General features: G+C 59.4%; 21 protein-coding genes. 17 read left to right on the top strand and 4 right to left on the bottom strand.

Translation table 11 applies throughout. The features are described from left to right. Window positions 1-5: 5 nt before the first annotated feature. Window positions 6-3,530 carry a PAS domain-containing hybrid sensor histidine kinase/response regulator gene (locus HPQ64_RS17970; RefSeq protein ID WP_172890010.1) on the bottom strand — a complete coding sequence of 1,175 codons (3,525 nt, stop codon included), beginning with the start codon at window positions 3,528-3,530 and terminating at the stop codon, window positions 6-8. A gap of 229 nt (window positions 3,531-3,759) precedes the next feature. Here HPQ64_RS17970 and HPQ64_RS17965 point away from each other — a divergent pair, with 229 nt between their 5' ends. From HPQ64_RS17965 to HPQ64_RS17945, 5 genes are all read left to right on the top strand, one after another. Next, window positions 3,760-4,914, top strand: coding sequence for a pyridoxal phosphate-dependent aminotransferase (locus HPQ64_RS17965; RefSeq protein WP_172890401.1), 1,155 nt, complete (start codon window positions 3,760-3,762; stop codon window positions 4,912-4,914). A 68-nt stretch (window positions 4,915-4,982) separates the two neighbouring features. After that, window positions 4,983-6,176 (top strand): two-component system sensor histidine kinase NtrB, encoded by a 1,194-nt coding sequence (locus HPQ64_RS17960; RefSeq protein WP_246270781.1) that lies wholly within the window; start codon window positions 4,983-4,985, stop codon window positions 6,174-6,176. Window positions 6,177-6,188: 12 nt separating this feature from the next. Continuing rightward, entirely contained in the window at window positions 6,189-6,809 is a 621-nt protein-coding gene (locus tag HPQ64_RS17955) for a response regulator transcription factor (RefSeq protein WP_172890009.1), read from the top strand. Window positions 6,810-7,024: 215 nt separating this feature from the next. Beyond that, a complete protein-coding gene (locus HPQ64_RS17950; RefSeq protein WP_172890008.1) occupies window positions 7,025-7,363 on the top strand; it encodes a response regulator in 339 nt (112 codons plus the stop codon). 315 nt (window positions 7,364-7,678) lie between these two features. Next, window positions 7,679-8,389 (top strand): Crp/Fnr family transcriptional regulator, encoded by a 711-nt coding sequence (locus HPQ64_RS17945; RefSeq protein WP_172890007.1) that lies wholly within the window; start codon window positions 7,679-7,681, stop codon window positions 8,387-8,389. Between the two features lie 164 nt (window positions 8,390-8,553). Here the strand turns inward: HPQ64_RS17945 and hemN are convergent, their stop codons facing one another. Then, complete coding sequence (gene hemN / locus HPQ64_RS17940; protein ID WP_172890006.1) at window positions 8,554-9,903, bottom strand: oxygen-independent coproporphyrinogen III oxidase; 1,350 nt, start codon at window positions 9,901-9,903, stop codon at window positions 8,554-8,556. Between the two features lie 9 nt (window positions 9,904-9,912). Between hemN and HPQ64_RS17935 the strand changes: the two genes are divergently transcribed. The 6 genes from HPQ64_RS17935 (at window position 9,913) to ccoP (ending at window position 15,610) form a co-directional block, all read left to right on the top strand. Further along, window positions 9,913-10,713, top strand: coding sequence for a glutathione S-transferase N-terminal domain-containing protein (locus HPQ64_RS17935; RefSeq protein ID WP_172890005.1), 801 nt, complete (start codon window positions 9,913-9,915; stop codon window positions 10,711-10,713). Between the two features lie 128 nt (window positions 10,714-10,841). Next, window positions 10,842-11,903, top strand: a complete 1,062-nt coding sequence (locus HPQ64_RS17930; RefSeq protein ID WP_210260360.1) for an AbrB family transcriptional regulator — start codon at window positions 10,842-10,844, stop codon at window positions 11,901-11,903. Window positions 11,904-12,154: 251 nt separating this feature from the next. After that, window positions 12,155-13,810: a cytochrome-c oxidase, cbb3-type subunit I gene (ccoN, locus tag HPQ64_RS17925; protein ID WP_172890004.1), complete on the top strand. Its 1,656-nt coding sequence runs from the start codon at window positions 12,155-12,157 to the stop codon at window positions 13,808-13,810. Window positions 13,811-13,827: 17 nt separating this feature from the next. Beyond that, window positions 13,828-14,562 (top strand): cytochrome-c oxidase, cbb3-type subunit II, encoded by a 735-nt coding sequence (gene ccoO / locus HPQ64_RS17920; RefSeq protein WP_172890003.1) that lies wholly within the window; start codon window positions 13,828-13,830, stop codon window positions 14,560-14,562. 10 nt (window positions 14,563-14,572) lie between these two features. Continuing rightward, on the top strand, window positions 14,573-14,728 hold the full coding sequence (locus HPQ64_RS17915; protein WP_172890002.1) for a cbb3-type cytochrome c oxidase subunit 3: 156 nt from the start codon (window positions 14,573-14,575) through the stop codon (window positions 14,726-14,728). Window positions 14,729-14,731: 3 nt separating this feature from the next. Continuing rightward, a complete protein-coding gene (gene ccoP / locus HPQ64_RS17910; RefSeq protein ID WP_172890001.1) occupies window positions 14,732-15,610 on the top strand; it encodes a cytochrome-c oxidase, cbb3-type subunit III in 879 nt (292 codons plus the stop codon). Between the two features lie 70 nt (window positions 15,611-15,680). Here the strand turns inward: ccoP and HPQ64_RS17905 are convergent, their stop codons facing one another. Beyond that, window positions 15,681-17,678 (bottom strand): copper amine oxidase, encoded by a 1,998-nt coding sequence (locus HPQ64_RS17905; protein WP_172890000.1) that lies wholly within the window; start codon window positions 17,676-17,678, stop codon window positions 15,681-15,683. Between the two features lie 588 nt (window positions 17,679-18,266). Here HPQ64_RS17905 and ccoG point away from each other — a divergent pair. The 6 genes from ccoG to HPQ64_RS17875 all read left to right on the top strand — a co-directional run bounded on the left by ccoG (window position 18,267) and on the right by HPQ64_RS17875 (window position 24,339). Beyond that, window positions 18,267-19,646: a cytochrome c oxidase accessory protein CcoG gene (gene ccoG / locus HPQ64_RS17900; protein WP_172890398.1), complete on the top strand. Its 1,380-nt coding sequence runs from the start codon at window positions 18,267-18,269 to the stop codon at window positions 19,644-19,646. Between the two features lie 39 nt (window positions 19,647-19,685). After that, window positions 19,686-20,207, top strand: coding sequence for a FixH family protein (locus HPQ64_RS17895; RefSeq protein WP_172889999.1), 522 nt, complete (start codon window positions 19,686-19,688; stop codon window positions 20,205-20,207). A 23-nt stretch (window positions 20,208-20,230) separates the two neighbouring features. Next, on the top strand, window positions 20,231-22,444 hold the full coding sequence (locus HPQ64_RS17890) for a heavy metal translocating P-type ATPase (RefSeq protein WP_172889998.1): 2,214 nt from the start codon (window positions 20,231-20,233) through the stop codon (window positions 22,442-22,444). Further along, on the top strand, window positions 22,444-22,650 hold the full coding sequence (ccoS, locus tag HPQ64_RS17885) for a cbb3-type cytochrome oxidase assembly protein CcoS (RefSeq protein WP_172889997.1): 207 nt from the start codon (window positions 22,444-22,446) through the stop codon (window positions 22,648-22,650). The genes HPQ64_RS17890 and ccoS overlap by 1 nt, the downstream gene beginning before the upstream one ends. A gap of 200 nt (window positions 22,651-22,850) precedes the next feature. After that, complete coding sequence (locus HPQ64_RS17880) at window positions 22,851-23,366, top strand: response regulator (protein ID WP_172889996.1); 516 nt, start codon at window positions 22,851-22,853, stop codon at window positions 23,364-23,366. 130 nt (window positions 23,367-23,496) lie between these two features. Next, window positions 23,497-24,339 carry a beta-keto acid cleavage family enzyme gene (locus HPQ64_RS17875; RefSeq protein WP_172889995.1) on the top strand — a complete coding sequence of 281 codons (843 nt, stop codon included), beginning with the start codon at window positions 23,497-23,499 and terminating at the stop codon, window positions 24,337-24,339. Between the two features lie 143 nt (window positions 24,340-24,482). Here the strand turns inward: HPQ64_RS17875 and HPQ64_RS17870 are convergent, their stop codons facing one another. Continuing rightward, entirely contained in the window at window positions 24,483-24,863 is a 381-nt protein-coding gene (locus HPQ64_RS17870; protein WP_172889994.1) for a hypothetical protein, read from the bottom strand. Window positions 24,864-25,052: the final 189 nt, after the last annotated feature.

Below are 25,052 nucleotides of genomic sequence, written 5' to 3'. Positions count from 1 at the left end.
GCCTGCTATTCCGCCGCTTGCGGGCTGCTGCGGTGGCGGGAAAGGCGAGCACGCAAAACAGCGGGCTTGACCGGCTTGTTCAGGAGTTCGATGCCCTTTTCCTCCGCTTCCGCACGCACGGCGTGCGAACGGTCGGCGGTAATCAGGATAGCCGGGAGATCGGCGCCAAATTTCCAACGTAGCGATACGACCGCATCCACGCCCGTACCCTCGTCGAGATGATAGTCGACAAGCAGGATATCCGGCCGGTCTCCGATGTCCTGGATCTTGGCGGCGGCTTCCTTCGCATCTCCAGCCGTTATGACGCGGCAATTCCAGCCGGTCAGGAGCACCGACATTCCGTCGAGGATGTTCGGTTCGTTGTCAATGGCAAGAACCAGCATGTCATCAAGCTGATTGGCTGCAAGTACCGGCTGCGGGGCCGCCTGTTCCGCCGGTATCGCCGCCGCGACAGGCAATTCCACCCGGAAAATGGAACCTTTGCCGACTGTGGAGACAAGCTCGACCGGATGATCGAGCACCCGGGAAATGCGCTCGACGATGGAAAGGCCGAGCCCAAGGCCGCGCGCCACCCTCGCGCCGTCGTCCAGGCGTTGGAATTCCAGGAAAATCAGCTTCTGCTTGGAGGCCGGAATGCCCATGCCCGTGTCGTGGATTTCGACCACGGCCTTGTTGCCACGCCGGCGAATGCCGACGAGAACCCGGCCCGACGCGGTGTATTTGATACCGTTGGAGACGAGATTCTGGATAAGGCGACGCAGGAGCCTGCGATCCGAGCGGACGGATAGTTCCGTTGGAAGAATCTTGAGACCGAGCTCCTTTTCCCTGGCGATCGGGCCGAAGTCCTTGCGCAGCGGTTCCAGGATCTCTTCAAGGCGGAAAACGGAGTACTCAGGTTTGAGCGCGCCGGTATCGAGGCGGGAAATGTCAAGCACAGCGCCTATGATCTCCTCCACCGATTCAAGCGAGGATTCGACGTTGCGCACGAGATTGCTGTTTTCGCTGTCGGCGAACCGGTCAACAAGGCTCGATGCGTAGAGCCGGGCGGCGTTGAGCGGCTGAAGGATGTCGTGACCGGCAGCAGCCAGGAAACGGGTTTTGCCGATGTTCGCCTCGTCAGCCTCGCGCTTGGCGCGCACGAGTTCCTCATTGACGCGGGTCAACTCCTGCGTGCGTTCGCGGACGCGCCGCTCCAGCGTTTCATTGGCGCGGGCAAGCGCTTCTTCGGCCATCACCCGTTCCGTGATGTCGGTGTAAGTGGTCACGATGCCGCCGTCCGGCATCGGGTTGGTGCGCACCTCCAGTACGGTGCCGGAGGAGGCAAGCCGCTCCTGAAACGTTTCCTGGTGAAGGACGAGCTTGTCGATACGTTCGGCGATGAGAGCGGGAACCGGGCCGGAACCGTATTCGCCCCGCTCGGCGTTGAAGCGAATGACCGCGTCGAGCGGCGTGCCGACCTGCCCGTATTCCGCCGGCAGGCCCAAAAGCTCGCGAAACTGCCGGTTCCAGCAAATCAGCCGCAGATCCCGGTCGAATACGCTGATGCCCTGGCGGACCTGGTCGAGGGCCGTCTGAAGAAGGTCGCGATTGTACTGAATGGCGGCGGTCGCATCGTCAAGGAGCTTCATCGCGCCTTTGCCGGATGGATCGCGGCGCTTGAGAAGAAGCGAAAGCACAAGCCGCGACGATGCGGCGCCGATGGCGCTGGCAAGCAACTGCTCGGAAAAGCGGAGGATCTGAGGGTCTGCGGTTTCCGCCTCGTCCATCACCTGGTTGTGCTCACGCGCGAAGCGGGTGAACGAACGCTCGGTCCTTTCTTCGCCGAGGTAGCGGGCGATTGTCGACCTCAGGTCGCCCACGGTGACGGTGGTGCGCCACAACCGAAGCGAGGGCGCCGGCGACAGCTCGGAAGGTACGAAGATATTGGCCTGAAGCCGTTCGATCGGTTCTGGTGCGCGGGTAATGGAGACGAGCGTATAGGCGATCAGGTTGAGTGCAAGACTCCAGAAGACGCCATGAATGAAGGGGTCGAACGAAAGCGAGAAAAGCGCTTGCGGGCGAAAGAGCCACAAACCGAACGGACCTGTCGTCATGAATTCGCCGGAGATTATCCCCGATTGAGCGAAGGTCGGTAGCAAGAGAGTGTAGATCCAGACGGTGAAGCCCGCCGTCATGCCGGCGATTGCGCCACGGGCGGTGCCGCGCCGCCATAGCAAACCGCCGAAAAAAGCGGGTGCGAATTGCGCAATGGCGGCGAAGGAGAGAAGGCCGATGGAAGAAAGTGCTGCCGTATCGCCCGCCGCGCGGTAGTAGGCATAGGCCAGGATGAGAATGAAGAAGATCGCCACGCGCCTGATGCGCAAGAGCAGCCTGCTCATGTCGTCGCCCGAGGACGAGATGACCGCGTCTTCCGAACTTTGCCGCAGGATGAAAGGCATTACGAGATCGTTGGAAATCATGATCGCAAGCGCCACGGTCGCCACGATGACCATGGCGGTTGCCGCCGAAAGCCCGCCGATGAAGGCGAAAAGCGCAAGCAATGGCTGATCCATCGCGAGCGGCAGGGCAAGCACGTAGGTGTCCGGATTGGTGCCGTCGCTGACGAGCATCATCCCGGCGGCGGCAATCGGCACCACGAAAATGTTTATGGCAATCAGGTAAAGCGGAAAAAGCCACGTAGCGCGCCGCAATTCCGCATCGGAATTGTTCTCGGTGACCGTGACGTGGAACTGGCGCGGGAGCATGAGGATCGCGAAAAGCGACAACATGGACATCACGATCCAGTTGCCGCCGCGAAGAGGTTGCGTGAAATTGTCCATAACCGCGGGATTGCCGGCGATGGCGGAGAAAATCTCTCCCGGTCCGTCATAAAGGAAAAACGTGACCCAGACGCCGACGGCGAGGAATGCGACAAGCTTGACCACGGCTTCGGAAGCGATGGCAAGCATCATGCCTTCCTGATGCTCCGTCGCATCAATATGGCGGGTGCCGAAGAGCCACGCGAAGACTGCCATGCAAATCGCGATCAGAAGCGCGATATCGCCGAATACCGGCACGTTCGCCTCTCCCACCGGCACGCTGAGTTCCGCGATCATGGTCGTCACGGAAAGGGAGACGGCCTTAAGCTGCAGGGCGATATAGGGAATGATGCCGACGACGGCGATGATCGTGACGACGGCGGCGACCGACTGGCTCTTGCCGTAGCGCGCGCCGATGAAGTCCGCAATCGAGGTTATTCGCTCGGATTTGGCAAGGCGGATTATGCGACGCAGGAGCGGATAACCCAGGGCAAAGACGATTGCCGGGCCAATGTAGATCGTCAGGAATTCTATGCCATTGCGCGTCGCGCCGCCGACGGAACCGAAGAATGTCCAGGACGTGCAATAAACAGACAGCGACAAGGCATAGATGAGCGGGCGCCCGCGGCCCGGAACGACGTGGCGCGAGGCGCGGTCGCCGTAGCTTGCGATCGCAAACAGCAGGATCACATAGCCGAGCGCAGACAGGATGACGACCCATCCCTCCAGCATGACCTTGCGTTTCCTCCGATCTCACGTGCTTTTTCGGATCGGAGCATGTTTGGACGGGCCTGTCCATTCTGCCTTGTGCGGAGAGACAGGTTGCCGCCCATTTCACGAGTGTCCGGACGGGACTCATCACGAATTTGAAGTCGGACCGGAGATGACGCGGGCTATGCACGCATATAGTGTTCCGCCGAGCCGAACAGCCAAGGAGCCGAAGGCCGTGAACGAACTGCCGATGTCGTTGCGCAAGGAAGCCCGGGAAGCACCGGAAAGCGGAATCGTGGAAGTGGTCAATTTTGCGCGCGAACGCGAAGACCTGATTCCCCTTTGGGTTGGCGAGGGCGACCTCAAAACACCCGATTTCATCCGCGAAGCGGCGTACCTAGGACTTGATGCGGGCGAAACCTTCTATACCTATCAGCGTGGAATCCCCGAGTTGCGCCGGGCGCTCGCCGACTATCATTCACGGCAGTACGGCCGAGGTTTCACACAGGAAGAATTTTACGTCACGGGCTCCGGCATGCAGGCCATGCAGATTGCGATCCAATGCGTGGCGGGGGTGGGCGACGAGGTCATCCTGCACGATCCGGCGTGGCCGAACCTTGCGGCGGTGGTGGGTATCATGGGTGCGCGGGCCGTGCCCGTTCCCATGCGGTTTTCGGCCGACGGCTGGAGCCTTGATATCGATCGAATGTTCGATGCCGTTACCCCGCGAACAAGGGCTATCTATCTCAATTCTCCCTGCAACCCGACGGGGTGGGTGGCTGGCCGCGAGACACTGAAGGCGGTGCTGGACAGGGCGCGCCAACTCGGGCTCTGGATAATCGCCGACGAGGTTTACAGCCGTTTCGTCTACGGTGGCGAGGCCCGTGCGCCGTCGTTTTACGACGTAGCGGAAAAGGGTGACCGGATTCTCTACGTCAATACGTTTTCCAAGAACTGGGCGATGACGGGCTGGCGAATCGGCTGGCTCGGCGCGCCGGCGGAACTCGGCCAGATTATCGAAAACCTGATTCAGTATTCGACATCGGGCGTTGCCGGTTTCATGCAGCGCGCGGCGATTGCCGCGTTGAACGACGGGGATAATTTCGTCGAGGAACAGGTGACCCGTGCGAAGGCCGGATCGACGCTGATACGGGAAGTTCTCGATAACTCGGAACGCGTGGAATACGCCCCGCCGCAAGGCGCATTCTATTTGTTTTTCAAAGTCATGGGGTTCGACGATAGTCGTGAACTGGCCAAAACGATCGTATCGCAGACCGGTGTCGGACTTGCCCCTGGAGCGGCATTCGGCCCGGCAGGCGAAGGATATCTGCGGCTTTGCTTCGCCCGAAGCTCACGCGACCTGGCGCAAGCGGCAGAGCGGCTTCAAGGTTGGCTGTCACGTTGACGAGGCACAACCCGATGCGCTACGCATTTTTTCGTAGATCGTGAAATAAAATCCTCCTATCGGGGGACATGAGTTCAGGTTCCCTTACCATGCGTGAGGATTACAGCGAAAGCCTCTCGACGGATGCCAGCGTTTCGAAGGCTCGCCTGCATAGCGTGCTCGATACGGCCGTGGACGGCATCGTCGTCATGGACGACCGGGCGCGCATCATCCTCTACAACAAGGCATGTGAACGGTTGTTCGGCTATTCCGCCGAAGAAGTGCGCGGGCGCAATGTCAAGATTCTGATGCCTGAGGATTATGCCGAGCGCCACGACGGCTATGTGAGACATTATCTCGACACCGGGGAACGGCGCATCATCGGCATTGGGCGTGAGGTGCGCGCCCGCCATCGTGATGGCACGGAATTTCCGATAGAACTTTCCGTCGGCGAGGCGCATACGCCCGAGGGCCGGCAGTTCATCGGCATCATGCGGGACATCAGGGCCCGCAAGGCGGTTGAAAGGCGCCTGGCCCAGGCCCAGGCGCAACTCGTCAACATGACGCGGATAAACGCGCTTGACGAAATGGGCGCGGCGATCGCCCATGAACTCAACCAGCCACTTACCGCAATCATGCTTTATCTGCAGGCCATCAAGCGAAAGGCGGCCGGCATCGCCGGTCTGGACGATACATTCGCCAGCGTGATCGACAAGACCGTCAAGGAAGCGGAGCGGGCGAGCCAGATCATCCAGCGGATGCGCCAGTTCGTGGAAAAGCGAGACCCGGAGCGCAAGCCCGTCGATGTGCCTCAACTTCTGAAAGAGTGCCTGGAACTGGTCAGCCTCGGCGATATATCACAGGAAATCCAGTTGAGCCTCGACGTCGAGGATGGCCTGCCCATGCTCCATGCCGATCCGGTGCAGATCCAGCAGGTGGTCGTCAACCTGATGCGCAACGCCATGGAAGCGGTGAAATGCGCGCCATTCCGTGCTGTGAAGGTTTCGGCAAGCAAGACAGATACCCATCTGGTGATCGCGGTTCGCGACTCTGGCCCTGGGGTGCCGCCGGAACTTGTACCGGGTCTCTTCAAGCCGTTTTCGGGATCAAAACGGCGGGGCCTCGGCCTTGGGCTCGCGATTTCCAAGTCGCTTGCGCAAAACCATGGCGGAGATCTGGTCGTGGAGCCCGGGGGCTCGGAAGGCGGAGCTGTCTTCCAACTGAAACTTCCGCTGCTCTCAACGGGCGAAGCGCCGCCGGCTGAGCGTGCCGATACAAACTGAAAGGACAATTGAATGTTAGAGGCGTCCCCGTCGATCCATATCGTGGATGATGATCCAGCGGTTCGAGATGCGCTGTCCGTCGTGTTCGAACTGGACGGGTTCGACGTGGAGACATTCGAGACCGGTGATGATTTTCTTGAGCGGATCTCCCGAGCAACACCCGATAGTGTCATCATTGACGTACATATGCCCGGACGCTCGGGTATAGAAATTTTGCGCATTCTTCACGACAGGCAATTCGACCGGCCCGTTTTCGTCATCTCGGGGCAGGGCGACATCCCCATGGCCGTCGAGGCCATTAAGCAAGGCGCGCACGATTTTATCGAAAAACCATTTGACGCGGAAACGGTGGTCAGGCGGCTTCGCGAAGCTATAGATGCGCGCAAGCGAAGCGATGAAACGGTCACGCGGGCCCCCGACGATTTTCCTGGCGCCGAAAACCTCACCCCTCGCGAGAGGGAAGTGCTGGAGCAAATCACGGCGGGCGCTTCTAACAAGGAGGCCGGGCGCGTGCTTGGCATAAGCCCGCGGACAATCGAAGTGCATCGCGCTCGCATTATGGAAAAGCTGGGTGCGCGCAATGCGGCCGATCTCGTGCGCATCGTGCTGACAGGCGAGACTCCGGAATCCTGATCTGCCGGGGATGTCGCCCTTTAATGGCGAAGCGATACTGCCTGATCAGCGTTCACGAGAATCTGAGCAGCCGTTTTCCTTTCGGTGAAGCAGGCTTTTCCAAGCCGTATCGCTGTCGTCATGCTGCATTACGCGTTTGTCCGTAGTTCTACACCGCCAATAAGAGGCTATAGTTTTCCGGTTTCTTTCAGGCAAGAAAACGGACCAACCTGCTCGTGACGATCCATATCGTTGAAGACGACCCGGGTGTATCAGACGCACTCGCATTGCTTCTCGCCTCCGTGGGGCATGAGACGGCTACCTATCCGGACGCCGAATCGTTCTTCGAGGAAACTCCTCCGGGCGAGCGCGATACGGTCATCGTCGACTTGGGATTGCCCGGCCTAACGGGAATCCAATTGATCAGATGGGTCAAGGGTTTGAAAAACCAGCCGAAAGTGATCGCAATTTCCGGTCAGTCGAGCCGGGCGATCGACAGTCTCCTGGATGGCGATACTCCTGACGTACTGCTGCGCAAACCATTGCAGGAAGAAGCGTTGTTGCAGCACCTGTAAGCCCGGTTCCCAGCGCGCCGCGTAAGCGGGAGGCGACATGCCGAGGGCGGAGAACGGTGCCTGCACCTGAAATTCCGTGCATTTCCACCTGCATCTGCGGGACGGCCTCCTTCGTGAAAAGGGTGCGACATTTTTGATAGGTAGGATGACGTACGGAAACGACCGAATTTATCCAGATCAATCAAAAGGCTAGGGTAATGGCGGAGCGATGGGGAGATCGGCGTCGGACGGGGCGCCGATTTCCCGATGGAACCGGCCAGTCCGGCCGGACCTTCGCCTCATCATTTTCTTTCATGCCGTTTAATGGAGGGTGGCATGGCTTACGTTGATCGTGGATTCAACTCGGGCGGCGGACGTATTTCGCCGACAAGCGCCGAGTTCGCCAGGGCCGGGATCCAAAACGACTGTACTTTGCGTCCGGCGCGACACCCGCAGCATTCCGTGCTTTTTTACGAAGGCGACAAGGCGGAGCGGGTTTACGAGCTCGATGAAGGTGTCGTCATGCTCTTCAAGCTCTTGCCCGACGGACGCCGTCAGGTGGTGGAAATTCTGAATGCGGGCTCGGTTTTCGGCCTTTCGGCAGGAGAGGTGTATGACTGCTCGGCGGAATCGTTGACGCCTGTCAAGGTTAGCACGCTGGATCGCAATTCTCTGGAGACCTCACCCTCGCTTCAAAGGCATGTCACACGCTGCCTGCTGTCGCAATTGGAGACGCTGCATGATCATGCGGTACTTCTTGGCCGTAAATCCGCGATGGAAAGGGTATCAACCTTCCTGATGCGTCTGGTGCCCAATCGCGGCGGATTCGGGTGTGTGGGCCCGACGGAGGAAGCAGGCGAAGACAGTCGAAGCGTCACATTGCATATGACACGGCAGGAAATCGCCGACTATCTCGGCCTTACGATCGAAACCGTCAGCCGAGTGATCTCGGAAATGAAACGCAAGGGCCTGATTTGCATCGACCGTCAGGACCAAATCAGGATCGTCAACATCTGCCGGGTGTGTCAGATGACGGGCATGCATTGATCATCTGCCTTGGGGCGGTGGCGTCGGACGCGTTCGATTGGCCACCGTCATGGGCCGGGTTAAAGCCTTCCAGGGGCTGAAATGATCGCCCACCTTTCCTCCAAAGTGAGGGAAGCTCTCTCTCTGCCTTCGCCCCGGTTTTTAACCGGGGCTTTTTTTCTGGATCAGACTGCCACTGAATGGCGCGCCGCGCCGCGCTCCAGATAAGCATCGAACGCAGCCGCCGCCACGCGAACGAAAGGCCGCCCGGCACGGGTCATCGCTATCCGGCCGTTATCGACGGTGACGATTTCGTCGCGAACCAATTCCTCCAGCGCCGCTAAATCGTCCGTGAAATCGTGGCCGTGCAAGCCGGAGCGAGTGGCCACGGCGTGCACGTCTACCTCATAATCGGTCATGAGGGCCTCGATGATCGCGGCTCGCATCCGGTCGTCGGCATCAAGCGCTATGCCGCGCGCGATCGGCAGGACGCCGTTTTCGATCGACCGTGCCCAGCCGCCGACATCGGGCGCGTTCTGAACGTAGCCCTGCGGCAGGAAGCCGATCGACGAAGCGCCGAACCCGATGAGCGCATCGGCCGTATCCGTGGTGTAGCCCTGGAAATTGCGGCGCAGGGTACCGGCATGAAGAGCGAGCGCCATCGAATCGTCCGGCAAGGCGAAATGATCTAGGCCGATCTCTTCGTATCCTGCTTCCACCAGAGCCCGGTGCGCGCAATCGGCAAGCTCGATCCTCTCAGCTGCGCCGGGAAGGGCCGCTTCGTCGATGAGCCGCTGATGCTTCTTCATCCAGGGAACATGCGCATATCCGAACAGAGCGATGCGGCCTGGGGCGAGCTCGCGCGTGAGTTCGATCGTGCGCAGGATCGTGTCGCGATCCTGATGGGGAAGGCCGTACATCAGGTCGAAGTTGATCGACGTGATTCCAGCGCTTCGCAAGAGTTCCACGGAGCGGGCGACAATCTTGAATGGTTGAAACCGGCCGATCGACGTCTGCACCTTCGCATCGAAATCCTGAACGCCGAGGCTTGCCCGCGTTATGCCCGCTTCGGCAAGCGTTTCGACAAGCCCCGGTGTTACAGTGCGCGGATCGAGCTCTATCGCGTGCTCGAGGTCCGGCGCAAATGTAAATACTTCCGCAAGTGTTCTGGCTACCTTCAGAAACGAATCGCGCGGCAAGAGGCTCGGCGTGCCGCCGCCCCAGTGAATGTGGCTGACACGGCGCCTGGATCCGAGCTTTTTTGCCGTAAGCTCGATTTCCTTCACCAGGGTCTCGGCATAGGCGATGACCGGATCGTCGCGCCGTGCGGCCTTGGTATGACAGCCGCAGTAATGACAGATGTGCCGGCAATAAGGCACGTGAAGGTAGATCGAAAGGTCCAGCGCGGGATCAAGCTCCTCCAGCCAATCGCCATAGGTCGTGCCGTCGACACGGGCATGAAAGTGCGGCGCCGTCGGATAGCTGGTGTAGCGCGGGACGTTTCGAGTTGCGTATTTCTGCTCTAGCGTGTTCATGCCGGTGAAGTGACATGGACGTGCGGATGGCGCCTTGATTTTGCTCAAGCCGAGTCAAATCATCGGGGAAAATCCATCCGGGCCGGAGCTCGATCAACCCAAATGACCAAGCCGTTTGTACTTTATTACTCTCCCGACAGCGCCAATCTCGCCGTTCGTTTCGTACTCGAAGAATTGGAACTCGCCTACGAAGAGGTGCTCCTCAACCGTTCTTCCAGGGAACATACGAAGCCGGAATACCGCGCGCTCAACCCGCAGGGGCTGATTCCAGTCCTGATCGACGAGGATCAGGATGCGCCAATGTTCGAGACCGGCGCCATAATCCTTCACCTTGCCGACAAGGCGGGACGGCTTGCACCTTTGCCCAGTGCACCCGCGCGCGGACAACTGCTGAAATGGCTGTTCTATATCTCAAACACCTTGCATGCGGATCTGAGGATTGGCTTCTACGCTCATCGATACGCGGACGGGCAGCGTGCCGAAGATATGCTTAGGAAAGCCGTGCAGAGGCGCGTTCGGGATCATTTTGCGCTTGTCGACGGCGAACTCGGCAAGAGCGGCCGTAAAAATCTGGCCGGAGAGGATCTCACGGTGGCGGATTTTTATCTTGGCGCCTGTGCGCGTTGGGCTCAACTCTATCCGCCTGGTTATGAGCAGGATCTCCATTCGTTTCGCCATCTGGCCGGCTTTCTGGAAAAACTGCAGGAACGAGCTTCCGTGAGACGTTCGGCGGAGCGAGAAAACATACCCGGCAATGTACTTTTAAGTCCAAGATTTCCGGAGACGGATTTGGCTGCCGTTATGGGGTAGTGGAACGCTCGGAAGACCCGATCTTATAATCAATGTCTGTCTATATATTGATTATATGAATCAATAATGCCATCCGGACGAGAGCGTTATATAGAGGCGCTGTCGCTCCCAGATTCCGGTTCCCGAACTTGTCGCTTTTGTCGCCCTCATCGCCCGTCCTCGCCCGCGTGGCCGCCACGCTCCTTCTCGGCGCGCTGGGCGGGTTCATTTTCGATCTGGCGGCCCTGCCGGCGGCCTGGCTGTCGGGGGCGATGATTTTTGTGGCCGTTGGGACATTTTCGAAGGTTCCGACGATGATTCCCGACCGTTTGCGGGACGGAATATTCGTTGTGCTTGGCGTTTCGATGGGTGCTGGCGTCAGGCCGGACGTGGTGGAGCGGGTAAGCGAATGGCCGCTCACGATGGCAGCGCTTGTCGTGGTCGTGCTGGCGATTACGGCAGCCACATATGCCTTCCTTCACTATGTTGGAAAGTGGGATCGGGAAGCTGCCTATTTCGGCGCCATCCCCGGCGCGCTCTCCTTCGTGTTCGCATTGGCTTCGGATCGTTCGGCCGACTTGTCGCGCATCGCGGTATCGCAGTCCTTCCGCCTTTTCGTGCTGATCGCGCTTTTGCCCTCGCTCATCTCCGGAACAACGGAACACCCGATAACGGCGCCTGCGCCACAGGCAACCCCAGACGCTAGCGAGATGGCGGTCATCTTCTTGCTCTGCATCGCCGCGAGTATTGCCGCGGTAAGGTTGCGCTTGCCGGGCGGATGGCTGACCGGCGCATTTTTCATGAGTTCCGGGCTTAACGCCTTCGGCGTCTTTCCGGTGGCTCTGCCGCAGTGGATGGTGATTCCCTGCTATATCGCGCTCGGCTGCATGGTGGGCGCTCGCTTCGGCAATACAAACCTTTCCATGTTCATGAAGCTGCTTGCGGCCTCCGTCGGCGCGTTCATAGTCGGTTTCGGAATATCCATGATCGCGTCATACTTGGTGTCGCAAGCCTTCGGCCTGCCGTTCGGCCAGGTGCTGCTCGCCTATGCTCCGGGCGGGCTGGAGGCGATGACACTGCTTTCCTTTATCCTGAACTTCGATCCGGCCTTCGTCGCGAGCCATCAGCTTGCCCGCTACATCGGGATGGTCCTGCTTCTTCCCATTGTCACCCGCATCGTTCTTGGACCAAGGCAGACTGCCGGCGCCTGAAACTTCCCCTTCAGCCTTTAGTTGCGGGCGCGATGTTTCTCGGCGATAGTTTTCTGACGTAGCGGCAAATTTGTATCCTGTTCGTATCGTTAGCGTTTCAGGTTGCGCATTTCGTCGCAGCGGCGAATGGCATTCATGCAACCATCGCCATTCGGACGTAGTCGTGTTGACCTGGATCAAGGCGGGTTCGCACCGCTCGGCCATAAGTCGGCTTGATCCAATCGGGACCAAAGGACTTGGGGCGCGAAAAAATGGCTCAAGCAAAAGCCAAATATCTCACGCTCGAGGAGGGCTTCTTCGCCGCTTTCCTTCTCGTGCTCGCATTTGCCTGCGTAATCATCGCCGGCAAGACCTACGACCAGGTGATGGCGTTTCACACCTCGATAGGCGCGCTGTTTGCGGCCTCCGGCGCGTTCATCATCTTCAAGAACTATTTTGACGACGGCGGGGTCGATATCCCGCAGGAGGTCGGCGGCAAGCCGAACTATAACCTCGGGCCGATCAAATTCGGCGCTTGGGCCGCTGTGTTCTGGGGCGTTGCTGGCTTCACGGTCGGGCTGATAATCGCACTGCAGCTTGCTTATCCCGTGTTGAACTTCGATCTGCCGTGGACCAATTTCGGAAGGCTGCGTCCGCTGCATACGTCGGCGGTTATCTTCGCCTTTGGCGGCAACGTCCTTCTGGCTTCGTCGTTCTACGTCGTGCAGCGCACCTGTCGCGCCCGCATGCCGGGCCGCATCGCGCCCTGGTTCGTGATCCTCGGCTACAACGCCTTCATCGTGATTGCCGGTACGGGCTACCTGCTGGGTGCCACGCAGTCCAAGGAATATGCGGAGCCGGAATGGTATGCGGACCTTTGGTTGACGATCGTCTGGGTGGTCTATCTCCTCGTCTTCATGGGCACCTTGTGGAAGCGCAAGGAGCCGCACATCTACGTGGCGAACTGGTTCTACCTGGCGTTCATCGTCACGATCGCGATGCTGCATATCGTCAACAACTTGACGATCCCGGTCTCGGTGTTCGGCACGAAGTCCTACATTCTTTGGTCCGGTGTTCAGGACGCCATGGTTCAATGGTGGTATGGCCACAACGCCGTCGGCTTCTTCCTGACGGCAGGCTTCCTGGCCATCATGTACTACTTCATCCCCAAGCGCGCCGACCGGCCGGTCTATTCCTACCGCCTTTCGATCGTCCACTTCTGGGCGCTGATTTTCCTCTACATCTGGGCCGGCCCGCATCACCTGCATTACACGGCGCTGCCCCAATGGGCATCGACGCTCGGCGCTACCTTCTCCATCATGCTGTGGATGCCCTCCTGGGGCGGCATGATCAACGGCCTGATGACGCTTTCGGGCGCGTGGGACAAGCTTCGAACCGACCCGGTGCTGCGCATGATGGTGGTGTCGGTCGCATTCTACGGCATGTCGACCTTCGAAGGGCCGCTGATGTCGCTTCGCTCGGTCAACTCCCTGTCACACTATACCGACTGGACAATCGGCCACGTTCATTCCGGCGCGCTCGGCTGGGTGGGCTACATCTCCTTCGGCGCTCTCTACTGCCTCATTCCGTGGCTTTGGAAAAAGCGTCAGGTTTATTCCCTCAAGCTCGTCAACTGGCACTTCTGGATCTCCACGATCGGCATTGTGCTCTACATCTGCGCCATGTGGGTGTCGGGTATCATGCAGGGCCTGATGTGGCGCGCCTATGACCGGCTGGGCTTCCTTGAATATTCCTTCATCGAAACCGTGGAGGCCATGCATCCCTTCTATGTGATCCGGGCAATGGGCGGAGCGCTCTTCGTCATCGGTAGCCTGATCATGGCCTACAACCTCTATATGACCGTCCGCTACGGCGAGGCCGAAGAAGCCGAGACGGCTTCCGGCGAAGCCCTGGCTCCGGCCGAGTGAAGACGGGGAGCAAAAACATGTCGCTTTGGAAAAAGCACGAAATCTTCGAAAAGAAGTCCTTCGTCCTGCTCGTCGGCATCGTCATCGTCATTGCGATCGGCGGCCTGGTGGAAATCGTGCCGCTCTTCTATCTCAAGAGCACGATCGAGAAAGTGGAGGGCATGCGTCCCTACACGCCGCTGGAACTGGCCGGACGCAACGTCTACGTCCGCGAAGGCTGCTACCTCTGCCACTCGCAGATGATCCGGCCGATGCGCGACGAGATCGAGCGCTACGGCCACTTCTCTCTGGCGGCGGAATCCATGTACGATCATCCGTTCCAGTGGGGCTCCAAGCGCACAGGCCCTGACCTAGCCCGCGTCGGCGGCAAATATTCCGACGAATGGCACCTCGACCATCTGATCGATCCGCGGTCGGTCGTGCCTGAATCGATCATGCCGGGCTATCCGTTCCTGTCCGAAGCGAAGGTGGAAGACCGGGAAATCTCGGCACACCTCGAAGCCAATGCAGTGGCGGGCGTTCCCTATTCGCAGGAGCAGATCGACAACGCCAGGCTCGACCTTCGGGCCCAGGCCGATCCCGAAGGCAACGATGTCGACGCATTCCTGGAGCGTTATCCAAATGCAATCGTTCGGGACTTTGACGGAAACCCCGGAGAAGTGACGGAGATGGATGCCCTTATCGCCTATCTGCAGATGATGGGTACGCTGGTCGACTTCTCCATCTACGACGACAAAGCAAACCTGCGTTGAGGAGTGGGCGATGAACGAATCCTACACTGCCATGGCTTCCTTCGCGCAGACCTGGGGCCTTGTCTACTTCGTAATCCTTTTTCTTTGCGTACTCGCATACGCCTTGTGGCCGAAAAACCGCAAGCGCTTCGACGAGGCCGCACATATCCCCCTGCGGGAGGATTGATCGATGGCTGATACACAATCCAAGGAAATCGATACCATCTCCGGGGTGGAGACAACCGGCCACGAATGGGATGGGCTGAGGGAACTCAACAACCCCCTTCCGAAATGGTGGCTCTATATCTTCTATGCGACCGTTGTCTGGGCGGTCGGATATTGGGTTGTCTATCCGTCCTGGCCGTTGATTTCCAGCTACACGGCCGGCGTTATCGGCGCATCGCAACGCGCGGATGCGCTTGCAGCCTATAACGCGGGGCTTGAGGAGCGCGCGAAGACGGGCGAACAACTTATCGATGCCTCGCTTGAGGATATCCGTTCGACCCCGGAACTCCTCGAATTCGCCATGGCGAGCGGCCAGGCGGCTTTCGGCGACAACTGCGCACCTTGTCATGGATCGGGCGCGACGGGCGCGATCGGTTATCCGAACCTGCAGGATGACAAATGGATCTGGGGCGGTACGCTCGACGATATCCACCACACGATCAGCTATGGTGTGCGCAACGGCAACGACGAAGCGCGATTCGGCGATATGCCGGCATTCGGCCGCGACGGGATCCTCGATGATGAGCAAGTGACGCAGGTCTCCAACTACGTCGGCTCAATCGCCGGGCTCGAACCTGAAGACGGCGTCGACCTGGATGCGGGCCTGACCGTCTATATCGACAACTGCGCCGCATGCCACGGCGAGGACGGCAAGGGCATGCAGGAGCTTGGCGCGCCGGATCTTACCGGCTCGAATTACCTTTATGGAAAATCCATCGAGGCCATCAAGAACCAGGTGAACAATCCCCGAAACGGTGTCATGCCGGCGTGGGCTCCCAGGCTCGAGCCCGCCACCGTCAAGTCGCTTGCCGTCTACGTGCACTCCCTGGGTGGCGGTCAGTAACATTCACGCATAACGCAATGGCGAAAGGGCGCCGACGGGCGCCCTTTTTATATGGCCTGCCTGCAATGCCTCATCGTTCAGGCGTTCTGATCGTCAGAGCAGGGTTGTGATCGAAGAAATTGAAAGGTCTGAGCATGAAGCCTTTCCACATGGTGGACATGACCGGCCAATCCTCGGTGTGGGGTATGTGGTGAAAGCCCATCGTGTACCATGTCACGACATCGGTATTATCGATCGGCCGGTCCTTCTCGACCCATGCCGCAAGCGTATCCGACCCATCGCTCTGAAAGGCGAATTCGCCTCCCGCATAGCGCTCGTCGCGATTATAGGGCGTATTCCAGATCGTATACTCGATATAGGCATTGCGCTTCATAGGCGGATCGGCCGCGAAGTCCAGCGGACCGTAGGCGACGCTGTTGTTGGGCACGATCATGTAGCCTGGCTTGTGGCCGAGCGATCCCTCCGCGTTCATGTTCATGACATGGTACATGGCCGGCGTTGACGGGTTGATCTTGTATCGCCCTTCCATCTCGGTCTTCGCGAGCTTGGTCTCCGTCACCCAGAACGAGCGGCGAAGTGCCTCGTCATGCGGATTGCCGGCGACAAGCCCGGTGCGCATGAAGGTGTTTTTCCGCCCGTCGACGTCGAAATCGAGCTTGAAGTTGAAGTAATGGTCGTGGTTGGGCGCGATAAGGTTCGGCGCGATCAAGGTGCCGAAACGGGTTTCGTCCTCGGCGCCTTCGTCGTTCATGGACTTCGCGGCCGCACCCTTGACCGCATCCAGACCGGTGGAGCCGACCATGACGTCGATCCGCCCGTCCTGATGGAAGATGTAGTCGACAAGATAATCGTAATTGCCGACCTCGGAAGCCGAGCGCACCACAAGCTGGGTGGCGGGGCGGCCTTCCGCCGGCACGGCCTGATCCTCCGACTGGGCGAAGATCTCATAGTGGCGCCAGGCGGGGTCACCGATATTTCGCTCGAAGATGCAGATGGCATCGGGGATTGAGAGCGGCGACCCGTCATCCTGATGCACGACCGCCGGCAGGTATGTGCCATAGGCCGGGCAGTCCACGCCGGCGCGCAGCGGGGTCAGGAAGATACCGAATCCATACTCTCCGCTATCCATATAGGTGCGCCAGTACCAGCCCTCATCCGGGTCCATGTAAGGAACGAAAACTTCCGACAAATGCGCCTGATAGAGCACCGAGCGCCAGTCTCCGTCGTCATTCACGTCTATATTCGAGATAACGACGCCAGGCCGTTTGTCGACACGCACGCGGAAGCGCCAGATGTCCCAGTTCACGAAGCCGCTCTCAACGGTGAAGTTTGCGCCTTCCGGCTGGGAAAGCTTCGCCGCGTTCATCTGCGGACGGAGCGCGCCTGTGCGCCTTTCCACCTCTTCATCGGTATAGCCCCACGGATCTTCTGGAACGGGTACCGCCCCGGTGTCGAAAACCTCCACGACCTCGCGCGCATTAAGATCCACGACCGCATAAAGCCCTTCGATCGGTTTGGCATAAAAATTCGAGCCTTCCGGCAGGAGATAGCAGGGAACCTTCATGAGCCGGCGGCCTTCCTCCTCCGGCAGGCCAAAGCGACCTGCGGTCAGGGGCAGGCAGAAGACCTGATCGGCCGTCAGGCCGCGCTTTTCCAGCCCCGCGACGAATTCCGGCGCGCCGGTGGCAAGTTCCATGGCCGTCAGGAATTCGGCGAGCAGTATCATTGTCTCGCCGGGGGCAGGCTCGATGGAGACTACACTGTCGCCGGCAAGATCGACTTCCGCGACGAACGCACCGTCAGGCGTCTTGAAATGAACAGTGGCCGCACGCGGTTCGGGATCGCCTTCCTTCCAGGCAAGGACGACGGATTTTTCCGGCTCCTTCAAAGTTATGTAGGGAAAGAGCGTATCGTCGCCCGCGTTGCCGCTACTTTTCAGAAGCTGGACAGCTTGCGATATTTCGGCCTCGCTTAGACCGTCGAGCGGATGGGCGTAAGCATTTGCCGCCGATAGCACAAGCATTCCCGCAGCCGCCGCAATGCCCGTTCCGCTTTTATAGAACTTCATGGAAGCAACTCCCCCTGTTTAAAGACCTTTCTGTACGACTCGAACTTCTTCGGTTCGATATTCGGACAGCTTCCATGGTATCCTAACGAAATGCCGGGCACCGAACATTTTCAGCCGATTTGACGCGGTTGGTTGAGCGCTCTTGCGCGATGATTAGGAGGGGCGAGGAAAACGTTTGACTTCAACGTATTGGGCTAAATTCAGAGGCGTCGCGATAACGCGTGTGTGACCGGCCGGGAGGGCGTGGATTGACACTTGTCAATGTCGCAGCGCCCACGCTCGAATAGTGATCGCGGCAAGGGTGTGCCTCGTTGATCGCGCACATGCTGGCGAACGGGTTCAAGCCGTGACGGATCGTCGCGCGGCCAACCTGTCACACGGCAAAACCTTTCCCAGGCAGGTATTTACTGCCGGGAATGGGCGCAGCGGGGTCGGGCGAAAGCGCTCTCACCATCTCGATGTCGGCACGCGAGGGGCTTGCCGTCGATAGAGCGAAGAACGGACGGTAGGATGAACGCTCAGATGAAACCGGTTGCCGCACCGAAAGACGAGGACACCTGGTTCGCGTCGGCCAAAAAAATATATCCTATGGCTGTGGAAGGCACCTTCCGCAAGATCAAATGGGCACTGCTCTTCGTCACGCTCGGTATTTATTATTTTACGCCCTTCATCAGGTGGGATCGGGGGCCGGATGCGCCGGACCAGGCGGTCTTGATCGATCTTGCCGGGCGGCGCGCGTATTTCTTCTTCATCGAGATTTGGCCTCAGGAAGTCTACTACATCACGGGCCTCCTGATCCTTGCCTCCATGGCTCTCTTTCTCATGAACGCCGTTGCGGGGCGCTTGTGGTGCGGCTATCTCTGCCCGCAAACGGTCTGGACCGACCTGTTCCTGTGGGTTGAGCGCCATTTGGAAGGTGACCGCCGCGAGCGGATGATCCGCGACAAGGAGCCCTGGACGGCCCAGAAAGTGGCGCGCAAAGGCGCCAAGCATTTCCTTTGGCTGATGATCGCGTGGTGGACGGGCGGCGCCTGGGTCCTTTATTTCGCCGACGCGCCGACTCTGGTGGTCGATCTCGCCACGGGCCAGGCTGCCATGGCGGCCTATGCGTGGATCGCGATCCTGACATTTACGACCTACACGCTTGCGGGCCACATGCGTGAGCAGGTCTGCGTTTTCATGTGCCCATGGCCGCGCATACAGGCGGCGCTGACCGATGACGACGCGCTGAATGTCGCCTATCGCTGGGACCGGGGCGAGCCGCGCGGTTCTCTTAAGGAAAACAAGAAACTGACGGCTCAGGGACAGCCAGCCGGCGACTGCATAGACTGCTATCAGTGTCTCCACGCCTGCCCGACGGGAGTGGACATCCGCAAGGGCTTGCAACTCGACTGCATCCAGTGCGGTCTTTGCATCGATGCCTGCGACACGGTGATGACCAAGATCGGCAAGCCGACCGGCCTGATCGGTTATGACACAGACGATAATATCAAGCGCCGCGCCGAAGGCTTGCCGGCGACCTATCGCATCGTCCGGCCGCGCACGATCATCTACGCGGTGATCATCCTCGGCGTTGCAGCGATCATGGCATTCGCGTTCGCCACGCGCGATGTTGCCGGCATAAATGTGCTGCATGACCGCAACCCGATATACGTCGAACAGTCGGACGGCACGGTGCGCAACGGCTATACCGTGCGCTTCCTCAACAAGGAGCCTTCGGCGAGGGACTTCGTCCTTTCGGTTGAAGGGATGCCGGACGATAGCAGAATCGAGGTGGTCGGCGTGGACAAGGCCGTGGACGGCAAGCCGGTGGTGACCGTCGGCCGCGACCAGACCCGCGAAGTGCGCGTGCTTGTCTTCTCCCCGGAAGGTGTCACCATGCCAAAATCGACGCCGGTAACATTCCGCATCTTTGAGCTTTCCTCAGGCGAGGAAGCAACGGCAAGCGACTTCTTCAAGGCGCCCTGATTTGGGTGCCTTGGTTAGGCAGGAATTACGGAAACGACCATGCAAGCAAGCACAGCACCCGGGCTCAAGAACAAGGAAAGGCGAGTGACGGGACGCACTGTCCTGATCTGGCTTTGCGGTTTCTTCGGTGCGATCTTCGCGGCGAATGCCGTCTTCATATGGCTGGCGCTCGGCTCTTTTCCCGGTGTCGCCGTTGAAAGCTCCTACAAGGCCGGCCTCACCTATAATGAGGAGATCGCCGCCTCGAAGGAGCAGGCGAAGCGTCACTGGGGCGTGGAAGCAAATGTCAAGCGGCGCGCGGACGGAACCGCCGACATCGGGATCCTCGCCAGAGACGAGGCCGGCTCTCCCTTGAGCGGACTTGCTTTTACGGCGACCTTCATCCGCCCCGCGAGTGCACAAGCGTATCGTACAGTCACGCTGAGCGAGGGCGAGAGCGGAAGCTACACGGGCATTGCATCCGGAGTGAGCGAAGGGCGGTGGATCCTGGAACTGGAAGCGGAAGGCGCCGATGGCGTCGTCTTTCGTTCCCGCAACCGCATGTTCCTTTCTGCCGAGTGAACGGCGCACGCAAGGCGGCTTTCATGAGTGTGCATGAGCGCGATTGGGACTCTTTCGTCAGCGTGGCCGATGACGGCGCGATGCATATGGACCTTGCCGTGGAGGGCGTAACCTGTGCGGCCTGCATGGTGGAGATCGAACGCGGGTTGGCCGGCCTGCCAGGCGTGAAGAATGCGCGGCTCAACCTGACGAGCCACAGGCTTTCCGTCGACTGGAATGAAGGCGAGACCGCTCCGCAGACGATTGTCGACCGGCTGTCGCGGCTTGGCTATGCCGCGCATCCTTTCGACCCGGCGGAGGTTCGTGAACGAGGCGATGCGCAGGGGCGCGAGCTTCTGCGGGCGATGGCAGTCGCCGGTTTCGCGGCGATGAACATCATGCTGCTTTCCGTCTCAGTCTGGTCGGGCAACGCAACCGACATCACGCCGGAAACGCGGGACTTCTTTCACTGGCTTTCGGCGTTGATCGCGCTGCCTGCGACTGCCTATGCGGGGAGACCGTTCTTCCGCTCCGCATGGTCGGCGATCAAGGGACGGCGTCTCAACATGGATGTGCCGATCGTCCTTGGCGTTATGTTGGCGGTGTTTCTTTCAATCGTCCAGACAGCCCAGCATGCGGAGCACGCCTATTTCGAATCTGCCGTTATGCTGCTCTTCTTCCTGCTGATCGGCCGCTACCTCGACCACGGCATGAGGCGGCGCACGCGGGCTTTCGCGGAGAATATCGCGGCACTAAAGGCCGAGAGCGCGGCAAAGCTGCTCGATGACGGCACGGTGCGGGAAGTGCCGCTTTCGAAGGTGGAGCCAGGTGAATGCGTGCTTGTACGCGCCGGCGAACGCGTGCCACTCGACGGGGTGGTGGAGAAGGGTGCTTCCGAGATTGACCAGAGTCTCGTCACCGGGGAAACGGCGCTCAAGGCGGTTTGCGCGGGCCAAACCGTTTATGCTGGCACACTTAACGCCTCGGGCAATCTGACCGTCAGGGTGACCGCCGCTTCCGGCAAGACGCTGCTTGATGACGTCAACCGCCTGCTTGAAACCGCGGCCCAGGCGAAATCGACCTATGTGCGGCTGGCCGACCGGGCTGCCAGCCTTTATGCGCCCGTGGTGCATCTGGCGGCTGGTCTGACCTTCGCCGGTTGGCTCTTGATCGGGGCGGGATGGCAGCAGTCGGTTGTCGTTTCGATTTCCGTACTCATCATCACCTGCCCATGCGCGCTCGGTCTGGCTATCCCCGCCGTGCAGGTGGTCGCCTCCGGGTTGCTTTTCCGCTCGGGCGTATTGCTGAACTCCGGCGATGCGATCGAACGCCTTGCCGATGCGGATACAGTGGTCTTCGACAAGACGGGCACTTTGACGCTCGCAATACCGGAGCTCATCAACCAGAAGGATATTTCGAGCCGGACCCTCCAGGAGGCCGGCCGACTGGCCCTTTCAAGCCATCATCCGTTGGCCGCATCCCTTGCTGCGGCAAGCGGGGCAGAACACCCCCATACGGATGCTGCCGAAGTATCCGGCAGCGGTGTGCACGCCATTGATGGGAAAGGCCGGGAAATTCGTCTCGGCAGCGCTCTTTTTTGCGGAGTTGACCCGGCCAGCATGATGGACAAGCCCGAAGCAAGGGACGGCGCATCGCTGATCGTCTACCGCGATGGCGACGGGAACAGCCATTTCTTCTGGCTTCAGCAGCAACTGCGAGAGGACGCACGCGAGACGATCGACCGTCTCAAGCTGAAGGGGCTGGAAGTCGAAATCCTTTCCGGCGACCGTTCGGCTCCTGTCGAGGCTGTTGCGAAAGCACTCGGTGTGACCCGCTGGAGCGCGGAACAATCGCCGAGCGACAAGATAACCCGCCTTGATGAACTTGCGCGGGAGGGACGGAAGGTTCTGATGGTCGGCGACGGCCTCAACGACGCACCGGCACTTGCCGCCGCATATGTTTCGATTTCGCCGGTCACGGCCGTACACATCAGCCAGTCCGCAGCCGATGCGGTTTTCCTCGGCAAACATCTTGCGCCGGTTGCCGACGCCCTGCATATCGCCGGTGTTTCGAAACGGGCCATGGTCGAGAATCTCGGTTTCTCGGCGCTTTACAACGTGATTGCTGTTCCTTTCGCCGTTCTCGGTTTCGTCACGCCGCTTATTGCCGCACTTGCGATGTCGGCTTCCTCGGTCGTGGTGACGGCCAATGCGCTTCGTCTTCGTTTCGGTCAGGCCGGACGGGGGGGCCGGGGCTGATGGATGTCCTTATCTATCTCGTTCCGATTGCGCTTTTTCTCGGGCTTCTTGGCCTTGGCGCGTTCCTTTGGTCGCTGAAATCCGGACAGTTCGATGACCTGGAAGGTGCGAAATGGCGCATCCTCAGCGACGATGACCTTCCCGATGCCAAGAACGGTGCCGACGAAAGCGAAACGAAACGCAATGGGCACGGCGGCGCTCGATAAACGATTTTTTACGGTCTATCGCGAAAACGCGATGTTAACGGCAGGTCGTGCAGGTTTGCCTATGTAGCGGCGATTGCCTTGAAGTTCTTGCGTCAACCCTCGGACGCCGCGTGGAAAAGATTAATGCAGGTCTTCGAATTTTTCTCGGGCCGAATAACCGCTTTTTCAGACTTAGATGCCATCGTCCCGGCTGAAGGAGGATGCTCGCGTTGAGTCTGGATCTTGCATCTTTGACGTTTTTGCTGGTTGAGGACAGTGCCTACATGCGCACGATCCTGCGTACGATGTTGCAGGGATTTGGCGCAAGGCGGATCGTCGAAGCCGAAGACGGCGCGTCGGGCCTCGAGGCGATGGAGCGCGCAAACCCGGATATTCTCATCCTCGATTGGGTCATGCCGATCCTGGACGGCGCGGATATGGTGCGCATGATCCGCAGTCCGCAAAATCCGTTCGCCTACATTCCGATCATTATGGTCACCGGCCATACGGAGCGAAGCCGTATCATAGAGGCGCGACGGCTGGGTGTGCATGAGCTTCTCTCCAAGCCGATTTCTGCAAAGGCGCTTTATCAGCGTGTTTCGAGCGTCATCATGCACCCACGCGATTTTGTGAAGACACCGAGCTACTTCGGTCCGGCCCCGCGCGAGATTCGCAATCGCCAGAAAATCTGGCAGGGTGTGGACGGTCAGGATGGTCAGCGCCTGGCGCTCGGTTGATTTCGGCGGCCTTCTGTAAAATTCCCACATAACGCCCAATACTTGAAACTCGCGGGTTGAGGCTCCTCGAGCAACAGGTTTAATTTCCGCCTTGGTATGCTTCGGCGTTACAAAGGGGTGATTTCTAGGGATGGCTGGCGAAAAAATACGGACCGGCGCGACGCGCATGATCCTGATGTCCGCTCCGAACGGCGCGCGGAAGATGCCGAGCGATCACCCGGCTCTGCCAATCACCGCCAGCGATATAGCGCGCACGGCCGCCGAGGTTTGTGAGGCAGGCGCTTCGATGATCCACGTACATGTGCGTGACAAGGCCGGTGCGCATCTCCTCGATGCCGCCGCTTACTCCCAGGTGACACAGGCGATCCGCAGGGAAGTGGGCGACAGGCTCGTCGTGCAGATCACGACGGAAGCTGTCGGACGCTATACGGCCGCTGAACAGATAAAACTCGTGCGAGAAGTTCGCGCCGAAGCCGTTTCTCTCGCCGTCAGGGAGATCATTCCCGACGAAGAGCATGAAGCGGAAGCTGCGGCGCTTTTCAACTGGATGCTCGCCAGTCATGTTGCGCCGCAATTCATCGTCTACGATGCGAACGACCTGAGGCGTTTTCACGCGCTGCGCGACAAAGGTGTAATTCCTTTTGAAGAAGCTTTTCTTCTGTTTGTCCTTGGGCGCTATTCACAAGCGGGTACGGCGTCGGCGCGCGATCTTGTCGATTTCCTGCAGGTTGCCCAAGAGCGCGATATCTGGTCCGTCTGCGCATTCCGGGACCTTGAGCACAAGGCTACGGTTCTGGCCGCAATTCTGGGCGGCCATGCGCGGGTAGGGTTTGAAAACAACACCTTGCTGCCTGACGGGACCACGGCTGAAAACAATGCAGCGCTGGTGCGTTCTGCCGCGCAAGAAGCCGTAAGGTTCGACCGCACCCTGGCCACGGCGTTCGAGGTGCGGCAAATCCTCGGCATGGGTTGAGCGAATTCAGCCGGAAAACGACTGTCGCAAACAGGGCGGAAACGCCCATTGAGTTTGACGATGGAGCCCGTTCGCCAGGCGACATCATCAAATCATACCTGTCGCGAAGGTGACGATCTCCGCCGACGCGATGCGAAATGAAATCAGGCGCAGATATACTGGCTTTCATATTCGGACGAAGAGATCTTCTTCGTATCGAGAGCAAAGCAATTCTCCCGGCCTTGCTCGTTCAAATACGCCTGGGCGATCTGCCTGCGCGTGCTTCTTTCGTCAGAGGCCCCGAAAAAACCAAAGGACAATCCGGAGGGAGACGTAACAATCTTGGATTGTACGGTGTCATCGGTGACGATCCAGGTTTTGCCCTCATGCGCGAAAGCGCCGTCCTGACCGTTGCCGAGCGAGGACAATCCTGGAATGCCGGCGCAACCGGCAAGGAGGGATGCCGCTATCACAACGCACGCGGCCGACCGATAACCTGATTTCTTCATACGGGTTTCAACTCCGGATTTCGGGGTGCCGATCACGTTTCGCCTATCCGACCGCGATTCTGGCAACCAGCTTGGCCTGCTTTTTACAAAGTGCGGCAACAATCTATTCGAAAGCGTGTATGTGCACGCAATTGGCAATTTATCGCCCAGAACAACAATTCGCGCAAGCGCCTGCAGGTTGCGGCCGCTTTTAGGGGGCATTCCGAGCAAGCAATGGGGTCCAGC

The sequence above is a fragment of the Hongsoonwoonella zoysiae genome (genome assembly GCF_013266695.1).
Classification (GTDB): domain Bacteria; phylum Pseudomonadota; class Alphaproteobacteria; order Rhizobiales; family Stappiaceae; genus Hongsoonwoonella; species Hongsoonwoonella zoysiae.
The sequence above is the reverse complement of the archived record's forward strand: the minus strand, read 5'-3'. Positions and strand labels throughout refer to the sequence as shown.

Coding starts and splice junctions, on each gene's coding strand:
- HPQ64_RS17970 (WP_172890010.1), bottom strand. CDS start 3,530: ATGCTGGAGGGATGGGTCGTCATCCTGTCTGCGCTCGGCTATGTGATC.
- HPQ64_RS17965 (WP_172890401.1), top strand. CDS start 3,760: ATGTCGTTGCGCAAGGAAGCCCGGGAAGCACCGGAAAGCGGAATCGTG.
- HPQ64_RS17960 (WP_246270781.1), top strand. CDS start 4,983: ATGAGTTCAGGTTCCCTTACCATGCGTGAGGATTACAGCGAAAGCCTC.
- HPQ64_RS17955 (WP_172890009.1), top strand. CDS start 6,189: ATGTTAGAGGCGTCCCCGTCGATCCATATCGTGGATGATGATCCAGCG.
- HPQ64_RS17945 (WP_172890007.1), top strand. CDS start 7,679: ATGGCTTACGTTGATCGTGGATTCAACTCGGGCGGCGGACGTATTTCG.
- hemN (WP_172890006.1), bottom strand. CDS start 9,903: ATGAACACGCTAGAGCAGAAATACGCAACTCGAAACGTCCCGCGCTAC.
- ccoN (WP_172890004.1), top strand. CDS start 12,155: ATGGCTCAAGCAAAAGCCAAATATCTCACGCTCGAGGAGGGCTTCTTC.
- ccoO (WP_172890003.1), top strand. CDS start 13,828: ATGTCGCTTTGGAAAAAGCACGAAATCTTCGAAAAGAAGTCCTTCGTC.
- HPQ64_RS17915 (WP_172890002.1), top strand. CDS start 14,573: ATGAACGAATCCTACACTGCCATGGCTTCCTTCGCGCAGACCTGGGGC.
- ccoP (WP_172890001.1), top strand. CDS start 14,732: ATGGCTGATACACAATCCAAGGAAATCGATACCATCTCCGGGGTGGAG.
- HPQ64_RS17905 (WP_172890000.1), bottom strand. CDS start 17,678: ATGAAGTTCTATAAAAGCGGAACGGGCATTGCGGCGGCTGCGGGAATG.
- ccoG (WP_172890398.1), top strand. CDS start 18,267: ATGGCTGTGGAAGGCACCTTCCGCAAGATCAAATGGGCACTGCTCTTC.
- HPQ64_RS17895 (WP_172889999.1), top strand. CDS start 19,686: ATGCAAGCAAGCACAGCACCCGGGCTCAAGAACAAGGAAAGGCGAGTG.
- HPQ64_RS17890 (WP_172889998.1), top strand. CDS start 20,231: ATGAGTGTGCATGAGCGCGATTGGGACTCTTTCGTCAGCGTGGCCGAT.
- ccoS (WP_172889997.1), top strand. CDS start 22,444: ATGGATGTCCTTATCTATCTCGTTCCGATTGCGCTTTTTCTCGGGCTT.
- HPQ64_RS17880 (WP_172889996.1), top strand. CDS start 22,851: ATGCTCGCGTTGAGTCTGGATCTTGCATCTTTGACGTTTTTGCTGGTT.
- HPQ64_RS17875 (WP_172889995.1), top strand. CDS start 23,497: ATGGCTGGCGAAAAAATACGGACCGGCGCGACGCGCATGATCCTGATG.